This is a genomic window from Clostridium amylolyticum (genome assembly GCF_900142075.1).
In the GTDB taxonomy this organism is placed as follows: domain Bacteria; phylum Bacillota; class Clostridia; order Clostridiales; family Clostridiaceae; genus Clostridium_AA; species Clostridium_AA amylolyticum.
Genome location: NZ_FQZO01000012.1, coordinates 1 through 16,437, shown reverse-complemented (window position 1 = coordinate 16,437; position 16,437 = coordinate 1). Strand labels below are relative to the sequence as shown.

The window sequence follows — 16,437 nt, the reverse complement described above, 5'->3', positions numbered from 1 at the left end:
AAGAAGCTTTTTTTATTTATTTACAAGTTTTCTTTCACAAATTCCTGGTTCAGTCATAGCCATAGGGTCAAAGACTTTGTCTACTTCATCTTCTTTTAGAATCCCCAGCTTTAAGGTTATATCTCTAACAGGTTCTCCTGTTTTCATGGCTATCTTTGCTATTCGTGCAGATTCTTTATAGCCTATATGTGGACAAAGCGCTGTTACAATTCCTATACTATTTTCCACTAGCTCTTTACATCTTTTATCATTTGCTGTTATTCCAGAGACACAATTATCTACGAAGGTGTTCACTCCATGGGTTAGTGTTTCTATAGATTCAAATAGTTTATAAAAAATAACTGGTTCAAAGGCATTTAGTTCAAGTTGTCCAGCTTCTGCAGCCATGGATATGGTAGTGTCATTTCCTATAATATTAAAAGCTACTTGATTCACCACTTCAGGAATTACAGGATTAACCTTACCAGGCATTATAGAAGATCCATTTTGCTTTGCAGGTAAGTTAATTTCTCCGAAGCCTGTCCTTGGACCTGAGGACATTAGCCTTAAATCATTAGCAATCTTTGATAAGTTTACTGCGCAAGCTTTTAATGCTGCTGAAATCTCTACGAAACAATCTATATTTTGTGTTCCATCTACTAAATCTTCTGATTGATTTAACATAATATTAGTAACTTTTCTTAAGTTAGGTATTATCTTAGCTTCATATTCACAATGAGCGTTAATGCCTGTGCCTATGGCAGTGGCACCCATATTTATTACTGTTAAGCTTTCCATGGCTCTATTAATCCTTTTAATGTCTCTTCCTACTACTTTGCTATAGGCTGCAAACTCTTGTCCCAATCTAACAGGTACAGCATCCTGCATCTGTGTTCTTCCCATTTTAATAACATCATTAAATTCTTCAGATTTTTTCTTTAATGTATCTTGAAGCCTCTTTAGCTGAAAAATAGCTTTGGGAATAAGCTTTAAAGCTGTTAACTTCCCTGCTGTAGGAATAACATCATTAGTAGATTGTCCCATATTCACATGGTCATTAGGATGTACTATAGAGTACTCTCCTTTTTCTCCACCTAATAATTCAATTGCTCTATTGGCAATAACCTCATTGGCATTCATATTCATAGAGGTTCCTGCACCTCCCTGAATAGGATCTGTTATAAACTCCTCATGAAGTCTTCCCTCAATAATCTCATCACAGGCATTTACAATTGCATTTTCAACATCATTATTCAAAATTCCAATTTCTCTATTGGTAATAGCGGATGCTTTTTTTATCTCTGCAAGGCTTTTTATAAACTCTTTATGAGTCCTAAGCCCTGTTATTTTAAAATTTTCTGCTGCTCTAAGAGTTTGTACACCATAATATGCTTCTTTTGGTACCTCTTTATTACCTATAGAATCACTTTCTACTCTATATTCACTTTTATAATTCATAAACTGTTCCATTAACTATTACCTCCAGATAAATAATTTAGTAAAAATAATTATTATTGCAAGAAAATAATTCATATTTTACTTAAAAATGATTTTTTTCATTCATTAGATTAAGTATAGTTCTTAATCAGAATAAAATCAACAACGTTTACATGAATAATTTCATATTTATAGCTATATACAAGAAACCTTGCAATTTATTATTCATTTTCATTAAAATAGTGAGTTTTTTAAAGAATATCTAGTTCCTATGCTATATTAAGCAAAAAAGTACCTTGCAAGTTGGAAAAATAAGAGGCAACTACTACCTTAAAAGGAATTAACAAATATCCTTATTAAGGTAGTAGTTGCCTTTATTCTAGAAAGCTGGTAAACTAGCCCCCTTATATATATCTTCAATAAGTTTTTTTGTTTCTTCAGTTTGGTAAATCTCCAACAGCCTCTTCAAAATAGGATTATCCTTCTCACTACTTTTTACAGCAATAATATTAAAATAATTTTTAGCACTATCCTTTTTAACATCTTCTATAAAAATAGAATCTTTTAAAGGAGAATATCCAGCCTCCACAGCTACACCATTATTAATAACAGCTATGTCTACATCTTTAATAGATCTTGGTATTTGTGTAGCTACTAACTCAGATATTTTAAGGTTTTTAGGATTTTCTAGTATATCCTTTAAAGTAGGGTTTATTCCCGTACCTTCCTTTAACTTAATTAGTCCAGCATCTTGAAGAAGTAAAAGTGCTCTTCCCCCATTGCTGGCATCATTAGGTATAGCTACCTTTCCGCCTTCTTTTACATCATTTATATTCTTTAAAGTGCTGGAGTATATGCCCATAGGAGCCAGAACAGTATAACCTAAGGAAGATAAATCTAGTTTATGGTCAGCTTTAAACTTCTCAAAATATGCTACAGTTTGAAAAGCATTTGCATCTATTTCTCCATCATTTAATGCCATATTAGGCCTTATATAATCTCCGAAACTTATTATTTTGAGTTCTATATTTTCCTTTGCCAGCCTATCTTTTATATTATCCCATATCTTATGTTCATCACCTGTAACTCCTAATTTGATCACTTCTTTTTTACTCTTTTCACTTTTTCTATCCTTTATATTACTATTATTACAACCTGTTAAAGCTCCTACTATCAATGCAGCTGTAATTAGTACAGTTATTAATTTGTTTATTTTCATTTTAGTTGCCTCCCATTGGTTTATATTTCTTTAATATTAAAAATTTTGTATTGTTTTTTTCTTCTTAATGACTTAATTTTTTTTGTAGCATTTCTCCAAGATTTTGAATTAGTGTTACTAACAGCAATAAAATAATTATTGTAACCACCATAACATCAGTTTTAAAGTACTGGTAGCCATATCGTATAGCAAAATCTCCAAGTCCTCCCCCTCCTACAGTGCCAGCTACCGCTGTAAATCCAATAAGACTTATGTTTGATATAGTAAGAGCATAAATTATACCTGGCAATCCTTCTCTCAAAAGCACTCTATAAATTATTTCAAAATTACTGGACCCCATAGACTTAGCAGCTTCTATGACTCCTTCATCAATATCTAGTAATGCAGATTCTATCTGCCTTGCTACAAAGGGAGTTGCCCCAAATACTAAAGGTACTAATGCTCCCTTAATTCCAATAGTTGTACCTACAATAAAACGAGTAATAGGTATTATTGCAGCTAATAATATTACAAAAGGGATAGACCTAAATACATTGATTAATTTTCCTACTAAATTACAAATAAAATTATTCTCTAAAATATGTCCTGGTCTTGTAACCACTAAAATAACCCCTAAAGGTAGTCCTATAATTGTTGAAATGCCCCCTGATATAATTACTAGAAGCAGGGTTTCTTTAAGAGCAGTAATCATATCTGGAAATAGCTCAATTACATTAGGCAAACAATTCTGAAACCATTGAAGCATGGTCAATCACCTCCACACTAATATTATTACCTGTAAGATATCTCAAAGATTTATCTATGCTTTCCTTGGATCCTTTGAATTTAACTATTAGATTCCCTAAAGGAGTATTCTGTATTATTTCAACATTTCCAAATAGGATACTAGCATCCACACTAAACTTTCTTGATAACTTTGATATAAATGCTTCACCTGTATTAGCTCCTAAAAAAGATATTTTTGCCAGAATCTCTCCTTCTAATAGTCTAGTTATAAACTCTTTTTCTTTTAAAAATTCATAAATCTTATCATAATTAAAAACAGTGGATACAATATCTTTAGTTATTTTCTCTTTTGGATTTGAAAATATCTCAAGTACATCTCCTTGTTCTACGATAGTTCCACCTTCCATTACTGCTGCGCTATGGCATATTTCTTTAACTACCTCCATTTGATGAGTAATTATAACTATGGTCAAATTCAATTTTTCATTTATATCCTTTAAAAGCTTTAAAATAGATTTTGTAGTTTGAGGATCCAAAGCTGAAGTTGCTTCATCGCACAAAAGTACCTGAGGATCATTGGCTAAAGCTCTGGCAATAGCAACTCTTTGTTTTTGTCCTCCACTAAGCTCTGAAGGATAAGCGCTAGCCTTGTCAGATAACCCTACTAAACTTAATAATTTTAATACTTTTTCATATATATCTTCTTTGCTTACTCCATTACTTTTAAGGGGATAAGCCACATTATGAAATACATTTCTATTTTTCATTAAATTAAAATGCTGAAATATCATCCCTATTTTTTCTCTACTTTTTCTCAATTCTCTAGGAGATAACTCCATAAGATTTTTATTATTTACAACAATTTCTCCCGATGTTGGTGTTTCTAGAAGGTTAATGCATCTTATTAAAGTGCTTTTTCCCGCTCCACTATAGCCAATAATTCCATAGATTTGTCCTTGTTTTATATGAAGATTAACTCCCTTTAATGCTTCTACCTTATTGCTTTTAGTATTAAAAACTTTTTTAACATTCTTAATCCAAATCAAGGCTTACCCTCCTTTATTTATTCACTTAATTTTTTCATTACACTAAGACTTTATGAAGTGATTTTTAGCTTCAAAGACGGTTTGCTTAAAAACAATATGCCTCCATGTGAAGCTTAGAAGAAATTATCCATGAGCTTAGTCTCCCTAATCCAGTCACTTGAATAAGAGTGTAGATTAGTGGGAATTAACTATGGGATAAAATAAAAATCCTCTTCCAAAAAAGAAGAGGAAATAATATGCAATAAAAAAACCCATGGAAGGGTTCACTTTGTAAACTTGCACCTTCCCTCATCTTCCAGAACATAGTTCTGCTGGATTTAGCACCTTACATGCGAATGAAACATGTGGTTGCTGAAACGTCATAGGGCCAGTCCCTCGGTCTCTCTTGATAAGGATAATTATTAAATTTTAATTTTCAAGCATTCCGGATTGCTTGGATATGATTATACTTATCATTTTTTTCATTGTCAACACTTTTTTACTTGGTAGAGTTTAACTTTTTAATTAACCTTATATTTTTTAAAAAGATTTTTATTGACATTATTTAAATTTAGCTTTATTATAGTCACTAAATAGTAAAAAACGACTTCTTATCAAGAGAGGTGGAGGGATTGGCCCTTTGAAACCTCGGCAGCGGACTCTCTTAAATTTAGAGAAAACTGTGCCAAATCCAACAAGATTAATCTTGAGAGATAAGAAGAGGGGTTATTTTAATAATTATTCCTCTTCTTAGTTAAAGAAGAGGTTTTTTTATTGAAATGGGGGAAATATTATGATAAATACATTAAATAACTTGGAAAATCTTAAACAAAAAGTTATTCATCATATTGATGAAGATAAGCACAAATTTTTAGATATAAGCCATTCAATTCATTCAAATCCCGAAATAGGGAATAAAGAATTTTTTGCTTCTAATCTTCTTATAGAAACTCTTGAAGCAGAAGGTTTCATGGTAGAAAAGGCCGTAGCTTCACATAAAACTTCATTTATTGCACGTAAAAAATCTTTAAAGACTTCCGGAGCAGTAATTGGATTTTTAGCTGAGTATGATGCATTACCGAACTTAGGGCACGCTTGTGGCCACAATATTATAGGAACTGCTAGCATAGCTGCCGCTATAGCTTTGTCTAAACTGCTGGATACTGTAGGAGGAGAAGTTGTTGTATTGGGAACTCCTGCAGAAGAAGGCGGAGAAAATGGAAGCGCTAAAGGAAGCTTTGTTAAACATAATCTTGTTAAGGATATTGATGCTTGTATGATGATACATCCTTCAAATAAGAATTCTGTTACCGGAACCACCTTAGCTGTAGATCCTTTAGATTTTGAATTTATAGGAAAGTCAGCTCATGCTGCCGCCTGTCCTGAAGAAGGAATCAATGCCTTAGATGCTGTTATTCAACTTTTTAATGGAATTAATGCTTTAAGGCAACATTTAACCAGCGATGTTAAAATTCATGGAATCATAACTCATGGGGGCGATGCTCCCAACATAATACCTGAATACGCAAAGGCAAGATTCTTCATAAGAGCATCTACGAGACAAGCACTAAATAAAGTAACAGAAAAGGTAAAAAAAATAGCAGAAGGTGCTGCTTTATCTACAGGTTCTAAATGTAATATTATTGCCTTTCAAAATCCTGTAGATAACTTTCTTATAAATAAAAACCTTGATGCAGTTTTTGCGAAAAATGCTAAGTATCTTGGAATTGATATAGATGAATATACAAACAAAGGTTTAGGTTCCACAGATGCTGGTAACATAAGTCAAGTGGTACCCACCATACACCCTTACATAAAAATAGGTAAGGATACACTTGTAGGACATACTCCTGAATTTTGTATGGCTGCTGCTTCTAAAGATGGTGATGATGCTTTAATCTTAGGTTCAAAGTCATTAGCTCTTACAGCCTTTACTCTATTAACTGAAAAAGAAGTTTTAAGCGCGGTTAAAAAGGAATTTCTTTTAGCAAAACAGGACTATAAATAGAGAATTGTAAAAAGATCTACAATTTTAATATAATTTTAAAATTGTAGATTCTTTATATCACTTCGATGTTTTACTATTACATCAATAATTACATTTTAAATTGTTCTATAGTATCTTTGAGTTTTAGTGATAATTCCTTCAAGTTAACTGTATAGTTATTCACTTCTTCTATAGAAGCTAATTTAAAAAATTAACTACCATATAAAAACTAAAGATACCAATCACTAGATATAAATGAAAAATAACTTCCAGTAATCGGTATCCCTTATTTTATGCTGCTAATTTTAAAAACTCTTTCATGGATATAGAATATTGTACCTCTGCTGACAGGTCTTTATCTTTAGAAAACCCCATTTTTTTAAAAGCCCTTCTAGATCTTTCATTTTCAAAGCTAATTTTTGCAATAACCTCGTCTACTCTCCACTGAAAGAAGGCATGTTTTAAACCTTCATATATGGCTTCTTTTCCTAGTCCATGACCCCATTTTTCTTTTTCACCGATGACAATAACCATTTCTGCTCCATTGGACTTGGGCACTAGCCTTAAAAAACCTACAGGATTTTTTTCTGTTTCTGTTATCATGAAGAAACTTCCATCTTGATTAAATAAATGAGTAAGTATAGGCATGTTCACTCTGTAAATTATCTGTCTTATACTTTGTTCAACATTTTGCCTTTCATTTAGATATTGAGTTACTTCATTATCCCCTAGCCAGTCAATAATTTTCCAAGCATCCGATGTGAAGATCTCTTGGCGCAATTCTACATTGTTACTTTTCATTACTATTAATCCTCCAAGATGATAATAAAAAAGCCCAATTAAAAAGGCCTAAGAAAGGCCCATTTACAGCTTTGTTTCTAACATATGTAAATTGTACTAACATTAATCATTTAAGTCAAATACTGTATAGACCTATTTTCGTCAATAAATAAGTTATTTTACATTTACTTAAGAATAACTTGGGAAAGGGCATATTCCCTGTATTTATCTCCATATTCTAAGCTTTTCCAGAAAATATAATAAAATAATTCTAATGAATGGATAATATATACCTTTTAAAGTTAAAAACTTACTTTAAATAGCAATTGCCTAAAAAATACAAAAGACCACATTAAGCAAAAAACTTAATGTAGTCTTAAAATTATTGCTAAAATTATAATTAGCTCTAATTTTGAAAAATCAATATTCAATAATAAATCTGTACGTCTACCCATTAATGATTATAACCAATAAGCTGGAAATAGTCCAGCTTATATGATTTTATTATATTATAAACTTTCTATTTTAAATCTATTTTTCATTATGATCATCTTTTCTCACAAGTATTAAAAGTATAATGATTCCTAAAGTAAGCACTATGGTAGTTGCAATTCCTGCTTCAGGTCCAAATTTTCCTCCAGTAAAGAGTGTGCTTCCTTTTAATTCTAAATCCATCAAACTTCCTGCATTTACTGAACTGCCGCTGACCTCTAATCCAAAAATATTTCCTTGAGCCCAATTCCAGGCTGCATGCATTCCACAAGCTCCCCAAAGGTCCTCAGTCTTTATTACATATAATCCGAATAATAGTCCTACTAATACTATATTTATTATAGCTAAAATGCTTACCTCATTGTTTGCTAAATGGAGTAATCCAAATAATATTGATGATACAAACAATCCTAAAGCAGCATTGTATTTAGCTCCTATAACGTTCATAAGCCATCCTCTAGATAATATTTCTTCGGTACTGCTCTGAACTATCCAACCTGGTAAAACAATAAGTATACTTCCTAGTGCTGAAGCCCCAATTTTATAAGTAGAAGCTTGGTTTACTTCTACGCTCCCTGAAATAAATAATATCAATATTACCACTGCAAACAATATAAATCCTATTATAAATCCTGTAAAAAACTTTATTAAAGCTCCTTCTTTTTTTAATCCTATACTTGCTATACTTCTTTTTTCTACATATCTTACCCATACAAATACTAATATAGAAGTAAATATAAAGCCAAATACAAGGCTTATAAGTAATTTTAATGCTTCATTAGTAACAAAAAAAGATAGTATACCTCCAAATATACCTCCTATAATGCTGCCTGCAATTAAAAATCCTAAAGCTATAATCAAGGCAAGGAACACATTAGGAAGATACTTAGATTCTTGAGCCTCTCTAAACAATCCTCTTTTTTTAAATAACATACACAACCTCCTTAATTCACCTGCTATTACAATAAAAACTTTATATACAATCACTATTATGATTATTGGTTTTATAAACTAAATATACATTATTTCAAGTTAAATCTCAATTATTTCCATATGATAACTATAAATTTTATGATTAAGATACTTTCTAATAAAAAAAGAGCTATAATGCTTTTTTATACAAGCATTATAACTCTCTACGCTTTTAGGTAAGAACTAATTATTATAATAAAGACTTTCAGAAGGGTACTCTGGGTCACAGGTAATATCTATACCTAACTTTCTAAAAGTTTGTTCATCGCTTCTGCTTAAAATTGTTGTAGAATGAGCTTGGCAACCTTTAAGCATAATTAACTTTTCCATAGCTACTTGTGCTGTGGGGTTAGTAGCTGCACATATACTTAGGGCAATTAATATTTCTTCACAATCTAAAGCCGTATTCTTGCTTCCTAAAGTTTTTAGCTTTAAGTTTATAATAGGCTCAAGTATAAGTGGAGAAATAAGATGTATACCATCAGATATATTAGCAAAATGTTTAACTGCATTTAATATAACTGCTGCTGTAGAGTTCATAACCTCTGAACTCCTTCCGGTTAGTATGGTTCCATCTTCTAATTCTAAAGCCACCACCGGACATGGTTCATTCTTATTAAATTTATGTTTAAGCTCTGCAGAATAATCTCTAGCAGGTATTACCACTTTTCTATCTTCCTGTTTAAGCTTAAGCTCTTCCATAATAAGCTTAACTCTCTGAAGGGTTTCTTCATCTACATAACCTTTTTTATATTCACAGCTGGTTTTAAAATATCTTCTTATAATTTCTTGTCTTGAAGCTTCTTTTACCACCTCATCATCAATTATTCCAAAACCTACTCTGTTTACCCCCATATCTGTAGGAGATTTAAACACTGCCTCTTCTCCTGTAATCTTTTCTATAATCCTTTTAAGTACAGGGAACATTTCAATATCACGGTTATAATTTACAGACATCTTATTATAAGCATCTAAATGGAAGGAATCGATCATGTTTACATCCTTAAGATCTGCAGTGGCAGCCTCATAAGCTATGTTAAGCGGATGTTTTAAAGGGACATTCCATACAGGGAAGGTTTCAAATTTTGAATATCCTGTTACTTTTCCTCTTTTATATTCATGATAAAGCTGGCTTAAGCAGGTAGCAAGCTTTCCACTTCCAGGTCCTGGGGCTGTAACCACCACAATAGGTTTGGTGGTTTCTATGTAAGGGTTTTTTCCATATCCTTCATCGCTTACTATGGTATCCACATCCGTAGGATATCCTTTTGTAGCTTTATGAGTATAAACTTTTATACCTCTATGTTCTAATTTTTTTATAAATACAGTGGTAGCTGGTTGTCCTTCATATCTTGTTATAACCACACTATTTACATCTAGCTCATAGGATCTTAAATCGTCTATAAGCCTTAATACATCCATATCATAGGTGATTCCAAAGTCTCCCCTTATCTTGTTCCTTTCAATATCTCCTGCGTATACGCAGATGATTATTTCTGCTTTATCTTTTAGCTTTTGTAATAGTTTTATTTTTGCATTTTCATCAAAGCCTGGTAAAACCCTTTTTGCGTGTAAATCAAATAAAAGCTTACCTCCAAATTCAAGATAAAGCTTATCGTAGTTGTTTACTCTTTCTAAAATATACTTGGATTGTTCTTCTAAATACTTTTTGTGATCAAACCCTATCTTCATTTTTTACTCCTTACACACTGATTTTTTATGTTTATTATGTATTAATTTTGATAAAATTTAAACTAAAAACATTACTTACAAGGTTCTATTATTGCACAAATTTTAATTAAAGTAAATAATGAATATAAACTTTAATCTTGTATATTTTAGCAAATAAATGAACTGTAACGGTTATTAAAAATATATAATATAGGTCATAATTACTATATAATTATGACCTATATATTGTCTAGGATTATTTGTATTCTTTTTTAAATACTATAGAATTACTATCTATCTTTGGTGATGTCCCCAAAGTATCAAAAGGTTTTTCCATAACACCTACAAGTTCCCATCCTTGTTCTCCATACCTATTCAACTCTTCCTCTAAAGTTAATCCGCTTTCAGAACTTAAAAAATGATCCATAGTTAATACTTTATACTTCCATGACATATAATATTCCCCTCCTATGATCTTATTGATTTTATTTATTATCCCCAATATTTATAACAAATACAAAGACATACAAAAGTTTCTTGATAAAATTTTTGTATGTCTTTAGTTATTTATTTATATCAAGTGATTCTTAGCTTCACATGGATTTACTTAAAAAGAATACCCTCCTAGCTGAAGCTTAGAAGAACTTATCCGGGAGCTTAGCGCCCCTTATCCCATCACTTAAAGAAGTTGGGGGATTAGGGGCGGTTAGCTATCGGATAAATTATAGCTTTGAGAGTCTACTAACACCATGGAGCTTCTACCAGGAATAATAACTTTATCTTCCATTATAATATCTAATGCCTCAGTGCCTGATTTTTCTTTGTTAACCACTACTGTCCAATGAGATTTTGGCAGTATAATTTCTTCAGCTACTTTTCCTGCATTGATTAGTACTACTATATTCTCCCATTTATCACCATTAGCATGGTTAATAATAGTATAAGCTATGCTGCTGTCGCTGGTGTTGAGAAAGAGTAAATTATTCTGAATATCAGAGGTTTTTGCCATCCTAAAGGCAGGATGCTCTTTTCTAAGTTTAATTAATCCTTTATAATATTCTACTACATCATTGTACTTACTCTTTCTTATCCATTTAATGTTATTTACGCTATCTGGTGATTTAAAGCTATTTTCTACATAATCTTCACCCTTTTCACCAGGCTTGCTTCTTAGCATTTCTTCTCCCGCATGTAAAAAAACTATACCTTGAGAAGTTAACACTATAAAATTGGCCATTTTGTCCATATCTATAAGTTCTTCTAGAGAAGCATCAGTATGGGATAACTTTAGTTTATCCCAAAGGGTATTATTATCATGACAAGAAGCATAATTCACCGTCTGAGTAGGTTCTAATGCCCAAGGTGCTTTTGAGTAATATACTTTTTCATAATTCACCCCAGGATGTTTAGTGGAAGCTACTATACCAAACTTAACAAGTTCTTTTAATTCCTCCATAGTATAGCTTATTTCTTTACCTCTCTCATCTCTCATCCACTTACCGTTATAATTAACAAAGCCTCCAATATTACCACTAAACACATGTCCTCTGATGGCATCTCGCATATCATCACTAAAAGCACCAATCCTTACATTTAGCTTGTTCATATTATCCTTAGTAGCCTTCTTTTCCTCTTCTATTCCACCTTCACCAAGATTCCAAGGTTCACCGTACATTATTATTTCTGGATTTATCTTATCTAAAGCTTCTCTTATTTCATTCATAGTATCTATATCATGAAGTCCCATTAAGTCAAATCTAAAGCCATCTACGTGATATTCTAAAGCCCAATAACAAACTGAATCAATAATGTATTTTCTAAACATAAACCTATCTGAAGCTGTATCATTTCCACATCCAGAGGTACTAAAAGCTGTTCCATCCTGTTTATAACAGTGATAATATCCTGGAACCGTTTTATGAAAACAGGAATTTTCTATATCAAAGGTGTGATTATATACGCTGTCCATAATAACTCCTATACCTTCGTCATGTAGAGCTTTTATCATAGTCTTTAATTCTTTTATCCTAACAGTGCCTGAATAAAGGATCTGTAGAGTAACTTCCTTCAGGCACCTGATAATTTTTCGGATCATAGCCCCAATTATACCTATTGTCCTGTAACCTTGTTTCGTCAATGGTTGCATAGTCAAAGAAAGGAAGAACTTGCACATGGGTGACTCCCATTTCTTTTAGGTGATTTAATCCTGTTACTTCTCCTTCTCTACTTTTAGTTCCTCTTTCTGTAAGTCCTAAATATTTACCTTTCATGGTTATTCCTGAGTTTTCATCTATAGAAACATCTCTTAGGTGCACCTCGTAGACTATGGCATCTGTTGGATGTGTCAGCTTAGTTCCTTTATCCTTGTCCCATCCTTCAGGATTAGTCCTAGATAAATCTATAACCATAGACCTATCTCCATTTACTCCCACAGCTTTAGAATAAATATCCTGAGTTTCATGGGTTTCTCCAAGAACCTTTATTTCATAAGTGTAAAATACCCCATATAAATCTCCAGCCTTCTCTATGCTCCAAACTCCTTTATCCCTCCTTATCATACTAAGGCTTTCTAATAAATTATCCCCTATACCTTCACTATAAAGCTTTACTTTTATGCTTTGAGCTACGGGAGACCACACCCTAAAGACTGTCTTTTCTCTTGAATATATAGCTCCTAGCTCTCCAGAAAAATTATATTCTTTTTTAAAATCATCGCTTTCATACACTTTATTTTTAATAATCTCTTGTAAACTATTATTTATAACATTTAAATCCATGTTAATAACACCTCTTTAATACCATTATTTAATTTATGCAATCGCTTGCATACTTATATTGATTTTATTATATTATAGTTACATTATCAATAATAGTTTTTTATTTATTGCTACTTCCCTATGAATTTAATATAATAATTTATTATGACATTAAAAGACAGATAGGAGAATGACAATGAAGTTTAAAAAGCCTTTTATATTAACTATAGTTGTAGTATTAATCTTAAGTATTAGTGCTGGTTTTATCTATAACAAAAATGTACAAGCTTCTGAATTAAAAACTAGCCTTGAAAATTATATAAAAAATGATGAGTATACAGAGGCTTTAAATGTAATTAATAAGGCTAGTAGGGATAAAATAATTAGTACAGCCTTTGGATTTAATAATGCTGCTAAAGATATCTTAACAAAACACATAGATAATTTAGAAAAAGATTATTTAGAAGATAAAATTAATATTTCTAAATTAAATAGTTATCTTGAAGAAATAATGAGCTTTAACATATTAGATGAAAATGAAATTAAATCTGTTAAAGATGAAATGTCAAAGGAAGAAGTAATAAAGAGTTCCTATAGGAATAGTAAAGAATTATATAATAATAAAGAATATAAAAATGCTTTAAAAATACTAGAAGGTATTCCTGAAGGTAGTAGAGAAAACCTTGAAATAGAAGAACTTAAGGATAGTATAAATAAGGATTATAAAGAATTTAGTGACAAAACCTTAGATGGGCTAATAAAAGATGAAAAATATAAAGAAGGGCTAAATTTTTTAAATGAAGTTAAAGATGTTTATACTGAAACGGATTGGAAAGAAAAAGTAGATAATATCAATAAGTTAATAGATAAGAAAAATGAAGAGATTAAAAAGAAAAAAGCTGAAGAGGAAGTAAGGAAAAAGGCTGAAGAAGCTAAAAAGAGAGAAGAAGAAAGAAAGGTAGAAGCAGCTAGAGCAGCTTCTAATAACAACACTTTAGCCAGCGAAAAAAGTTATACGAGCTATCGTATAATAGTTAGCTTAAATGAGCAGCTTACCAAAATATTTAAAGGATCAGAAGAAAACTGGGAGCTTATTAAAAGTATAAACTCTTCTACTGGTTTACCGGGAGCTGAAACCCCTAAAGGAACCTTTAGGATAAGCAGCAGAGGAAACTGGTTTTTCAGCCAGAAATACCAAGAAGGAGCAAAATACTGGACAAGCTTCTACGGAAACTATTTATTCCACTCCTTCCCCATGGATAGAAATAAAAATATTTTAGATTACACCCTAGGAAAGCCAGCCTCCCATGGTTGTGTAAGGATGACTGTTGAAGATGCTAAATGGATCCATGATAACATCCCTAATGGTACTAAGGTAATAGTGCAGTAATTTTAAATAATTGTTAATGTAATATACTAAATTTGAATTTGTTGATATGTTAACTACTAAAAATAATGAACCAGCCCACTTTAATTTCAGCTGGTTCATTTCACATTATTTTTTTCTTTAATTCATTCTGTACCTCAATAAACTCCGATTCCTCATAAATATTAAAGTTATGAACTTCTTCTATTTCCATACTACTCCATTCCTATTGATTTATACCAATCTTTTTGACTATTTATAATTTTTAAATCATCTTCTGTTGGCTCTAATTTCTCTTTAATTAAAACTCCTTTTTCATTCCACTCTTTTAAGTTTAAACATACACCATATTCATATTCTGCTACAGACTTTAGCATTCCAGATTTAAACCAAGTTTCTTCTTTACCTACTATACTTCCGTATTTCATGTATTGAGCACTTTGTATATTTCCATTTTCATAAAATTCAACATAATCTCCATGTTCAAAGCCATCTTTATAAAAGCAATAATAATTTAATTCATTATTGTTATATAATTCATATACCAATCCTGTAAATGGCTTTCCTCCCTCATTTTCTGGTTTATCTAAAATTCTATCACTACAATATTCATTCCATAGCTCTTCAAAATCAACTCCATTATTCAATACATATTCTTTAGTTAATACTTTAATTTCCATACTTTAACACCTCCGGAAAATAATTTGCTCCATCTGTTATAAACTTACTATGAACTAAATCAGAAGTGCCTTAAATCCTAATTATTAAAATAGTCATAAACTATATTATCTAAAATCTCATTTCCCTTTTCATTTTCTGATAAATAATCAATAAAAAATTCATTAACTTTATCATTTTCAAACGTACTTAAATATTTAAATAATGTCTCTAAATTTGAATTATCTATCCATTTTTCTAATTGAATCTTACAAATTCTAATTATATTTTCTATAAAGTAATCATTTCTCTGATCTATTAACATATCTATTACAAAATCTCTTTCATCAAAATTATTACCATTTATTATTTCTAAAATCTCGTCATTTTTCATCTCACTACTATATATATCTTTCTTTGCCTTTATAAATAATCTTATCATTTCATGGTCATCATCATATAACTTTGCCCAAAAATACTTGGTACTAATGAAACTATGCGTTAATGCAACCTCGTTATCGCCTATTACTTCTTTTGTATAATTATTATTTAAATCCGAAATAATTTCAAAATTATTTGCTTCATATGGAATAACACTACCATAATCATCTTCTATCTTAAATGTAATATATTCCTTTATTCCATCTTTTATAAGATATTCTGCCTCATAAACAGAATAATTTTTATTTAAAGTTAAGCGCTGTTCTTTATTTTTATTATTTTTACATTTTACCCTCATGATTACCTCCTTATGCCTATTGGATTAAAGTTTTCATCTAAATCTAGTATCCAAAAATCATCTCCAACATACTTTCTTAGATCTTTAGGCTTACTTATTTTCATTTTGATATCAAATGGACTAATTTTTCCGGTTTCAATATTTTTATAATAATGAATTCTTCCAGTACCATATTCAGTTGTATATTTAAAATCTGATTCCATCTTGTACCAATCACCTAAATTTGAACCATCACCAGTTAATATATCTTTAGCCTTTTGATCCCATAAATCTTTTCCATTAATAATTTTTTCTGAATGACTTAAAGTCTCATCTTTTATTAAATAAGTTGTTTTAGCCTTTATTCATCACTTTTAAATTTAATGCCACTCTTATTCATAGTCTATTAAAACTCTCTTTTTTGATGTGTTATCGTCGCCTTTTAATATAGTTCTTTTGAAAAATGTATTTATAGCATCTAGTAACTTCTAAAAATAATGAACCAGCCTACTTAAATCCAGCTGATTCATTTCATCTTTTTACTGCATTATTAATATTTGTAGATTGTCAAGCAAAATTGACCCCCTTTTACACTGAAATTTGACCCCCCTCACAGTTAAATTATAATTAAACTAAGACCATCGTTTTTTAT

At 30.9% G+C, this 16,437-nt stretch carries 15 protein-coding genes and 2 riboswitches; of the genes, 2 read left to right on the top strand and 13 right to left on the bottom strand.

Going from position 1 to position 16,437, the window contains the following annotated elements; genetic code table 11:
* Nucleotides 1-12 precede the first annotated feature (12 nt).
* The 4 genes from BUA82_RS18825 to BUA82_RS18810 form a co-directional block, all read right to left on the bottom strand.
* A complete protein-coding gene (locus BUA82_RS18825; RefSeq protein ID WP_242949010.1) occupies nucleotides 13-1,449 on the bottom strand; it encodes an aspartate ammonia-lyase in 1,437 nt (478 codons plus the stop codon).
* Nucleotides 1,450-1,795: 346 nt separating this feature from the next.
* The gene (locus BUA82_RS18820) at nucleotides 1,796-2,635 is read right to left on the bottom strand and encodes a MetQ/NlpA family ABC transporter substrate-binding protein (protein WP_083600031.1); all 840 of its coding nucleotides are present in this window, start codon (nucleotides 2,633-2,635) and stop codon (nucleotides 1,796-1,798) included.
* A gap of 64 nt (nucleotides 2,636-2,699) precedes the next feature.
* On the bottom strand, nucleotides 2,700-3,380 hold the full coding sequence (locus tag BUA82_RS18815) for a methionine ABC transporter permease (protein WP_073012241.1): 681 nt from the start codon (nucleotides 3,378-3,380) through the stop codon (nucleotides 2,700-2,702).
* Nucleotides 3,349-4,407, bottom strand: a complete 1,059-nt coding sequence (locus BUA82_RS18810; RefSeq protein WP_073012237.1) for a methionine ABC transporter ATP-binding protein — start codon at nucleotides 4,405-4,407, stop codon at nucleotides 3,349-3,351. Before BUA82_RS18810 ends, BUA82_RS18815 begins: the two co-directional genes overlap by 32 nt.
* 285 nt (nucleotides 4,408-4,692) lie before the next feature.
* A riboswitch (SAM riboswitch) is annotated at nucleotides 4,693-4,802 on the bottom strand.
* Between the two features lie 192 nt (nucleotides 4,803-4,994).
* Nucleotides 4,995-5,106, top strand: a riboswitch (SAM riboswitch).
* A gap of 73 nt (nucleotides 5,107-5,179) precedes the next feature.
* Here BUA82_RS18810 and BUA82_RS18805 point away from each other — a divergent pair.
* Complete coding sequence (locus tag BUA82_RS18805; protein WP_073012235.1) at nucleotides 5,180-6,394, top strand: M20 family metallopeptidase; 1,215 nt, start codon at nucleotides 5,180-5,182, stop codon at nucleotides 6,392-6,394.
* 270 nt (nucleotides 6,395-6,664) lie between these two features.
* On the opposite strand, the gene BUA82_RS18800 is transcribed toward BUA82_RS18805, so the two are convergent.
* The 6 genes from BUA82_RS18800 to BUA82_RS21050 form a co-directional block, all read right to left on the bottom strand.
* Complete coding sequence (locus BUA82_RS18800; protein WP_073012232.1) at nucleotides 6,665-7,174, bottom strand: GNAT family N-acetyltransferase; 510 nt, start codon at nucleotides 7,172-7,174, stop codon at nucleotides 6,665-6,667.
* Nucleotides 7,175-7,684: 510 nt separating this feature from the next.
* Complete coding sequence (locus tag BUA82_RS18795; protein ID WP_073012228.1) at nucleotides 7,685-8,578, bottom strand: CPBP family intramembrane glutamic endopeptidase; 894 nt, start codon at nucleotides 8,576-8,578, stop codon at nucleotides 7,685-7,687.
* Nucleotides 8,579-8,800: 222 nt separating this feature from the next.
* Nucleotides 8,801-10,309 carry a DUF1846 domain-containing protein gene (locus tag BUA82_RS18790; protein ID WP_073012226.1) on the bottom strand — a complete coding sequence of 503 codons (1,509 nt, stop codon included), beginning with the start codon at nucleotides 10,307-10,309 and terminating at the stop codon, nucleotides 8,801-8,803.
* 235 nt (nucleotides 10,310-10,544) lie between these two features.
* Entirely contained in the window at nucleotides 10,545-10,742 is a 198-nt protein-coding gene (locus BUA82_RS18785; RefSeq protein WP_073012222.1) for a DUF4177 domain-containing protein, read from the bottom strand.
* 252 nt (nucleotides 10,743-10,994) lie between these two features.
* Nucleotides 10,995-12,296, bottom strand: coding sequence for an alpha-1,6-glucosidase domain-containing protein (locus tag BUA82_RS21055; RefSeq protein WP_242949009.1), 1,302 nt, complete (start codon nucleotides 12,294-12,296; stop codon nucleotides 10,995-10,997).
* 19 nt (nucleotides 12,297-12,315) lie between these two features.
* Nucleotides 12,316-13,065, bottom strand: a complete 750-nt coding sequence (locus tag BUA82_RS21050; RefSeq protein WP_242949008.1) for a hypothetical protein — start codon at nucleotides 13,063-13,065, stop codon at nucleotides 12,316-12,318.
* Between the two features lie 175 nt (nucleotides 13,066-13,240).
* Here BUA82_RS21050 and BUA82_RS18775 point away from each other — a divergent pair, with 175 nt between their 5' ends.
* Nucleotides 13,241-14,434, top strand: coding sequence for a L,D-transpeptidase (locus tag BUA82_RS18775; protein ID WP_073012219.1), 1,194 nt, complete (start codon nucleotides 13,241-13,243; stop codon nucleotides 14,432-14,434).
* 191 nt (nucleotides 14,435-14,625) lie between these two features.
* Here the strand turns inward: BUA82_RS18775 and BUA82_RS18770 are convergent, their stop codons facing one another.
* The 3 genes from BUA82_RS18770 to BUA82_RS18760 form a co-directional block, all read right to left on the bottom strand.
* Nucleotides 14,626-15,090: a toxin-antitoxin system YwqK family antitoxin gene (locus BUA82_RS18770; protein ID WP_073012216.1), complete on the bottom strand. Its 465-nt coding sequence runs from the start codon at nucleotides 15,088-15,090 to the stop codon at nucleotides 14,626-14,628.
* Nucleotides 15,091-15,167: 77 nt separating this feature from the next.
* On the bottom strand, nucleotides 15,168-15,806 hold the full coding sequence (locus BUA82_RS18765) for a hypothetical protein (protein WP_073012212.1): 639 nt from the start codon (nucleotides 15,804-15,806) through the stop codon (nucleotides 15,168-15,170).
* 2 nt (nucleotides 15,807-15,808) lie between these two features.
* Nucleotides 15,809-16,009: a hypothetical protein gene (locus tag BUA82_RS18760; protein WP_073012208.1), complete on the bottom strand. Its 201-nt coding sequence runs from the start codon at nucleotides 16,007-16,009 to the stop codon at nucleotides 15,809-15,811.
* Nucleotides 16,010-16,437: the final 428 nt, after the last annotated feature.

Excerpts from the sequence above, each read along its gene's own strand:
- BUA82_RS18775 (WP_073012219.1), top strand. The coding sequence starts at position 13,241 with ATGAAGTTTAAAAAGCCTTTTATATTAACTATAGTTGTAGTATTAATC.
- BUA82_RS18795 (WP_073012228.1), bottom strand. The coding sequence starts at position 8,578 with ATGTTATTTAAAAAAAGAGGATTGTTTAGAGAGGCTCAAGAATCTAAG.
- BUA82_RS18790 (WP_073012226.1), bottom strand. The coding sequence starts at position 10,309 with ATGAAGATAGGGTTTGATCACAAAAAGTATTTAGAAGAACAATCCAAG.
- BUA82_RS18765 (WP_073012212.1), bottom strand. The coding sequence starts at position 15,806 with ATGAGGGTAAAATGTAAAAATAATAAAAATAAAGAACAGCGCTTAACT.
- BUA82_RS18760 (WP_073012208.1), bottom strand. The coding sequence starts at position 16,009 with ATGGAATCAGATTTTAAATATACAACTGAATATGGTACTGGAAGAATT.
- BUA82_RS18800 (WP_073012232.1), bottom strand. The coding sequence starts at position 7,174 with ATGAAAAGTAACAATGTAGAATTGCGCCAAGAGATCTTCACATCGGAT.
- BUA82_RS18825 (WP_242949010.1), bottom strand. The coding sequence starts at position 1,449 with ATGGAACAGTTTATGAATTATAAAAGTGAATATAGAGTAGAAAGTGAT.
- BUA82_RS18820 (WP_083600031.1), bottom strand. The coding sequence starts at position 2,635 with ATGAAAATAAACAAATTAATAACTGTACTAATTACAGCTGCATTGATA.
- BUA82_RS18815 (WP_073012241.1), bottom strand. The coding sequence starts at position 3,380 with ATGCTTCAATGGTTTCAGAATTGTTTGCCTAATGTAATTGAGCTATTT.
- BUA82_RS18770 (WP_073012216.1), bottom strand. The coding sequence starts at position 15,090 with ATGGAAATTAAAGTATTAACTAAAGAATATGTATTGAATAATGGAGTT.
- BUA82_RS18805 (WP_073012235.1), top strand. The coding sequence starts at position 5,180 with ATGATAAATACATTAAATAACTTGGAAAATCTTAAACAAAAAGTTATT.
- BUA82_RS21050 (WP_242949008.1), bottom strand. The coding sequence starts at position 13,065 with ATGGATTTAAATGTTATAAATAATAGTTTACAAGAGATTATTAAAAAT.
- BUA82_RS21055 (WP_242949009.1), bottom strand. The coding sequence starts at position 12,296 with ATGATAAAAGCTCTACATGACGAAGGTATAGGAGTTATTATGGACAGC.
- BUA82_RS18785 (WP_073012222.1), bottom strand. The coding sequence starts at position 10,742 with ATGTCATGGAAGTATAAAGTATTAACTATGGATCATTTTTTAAGTTCT.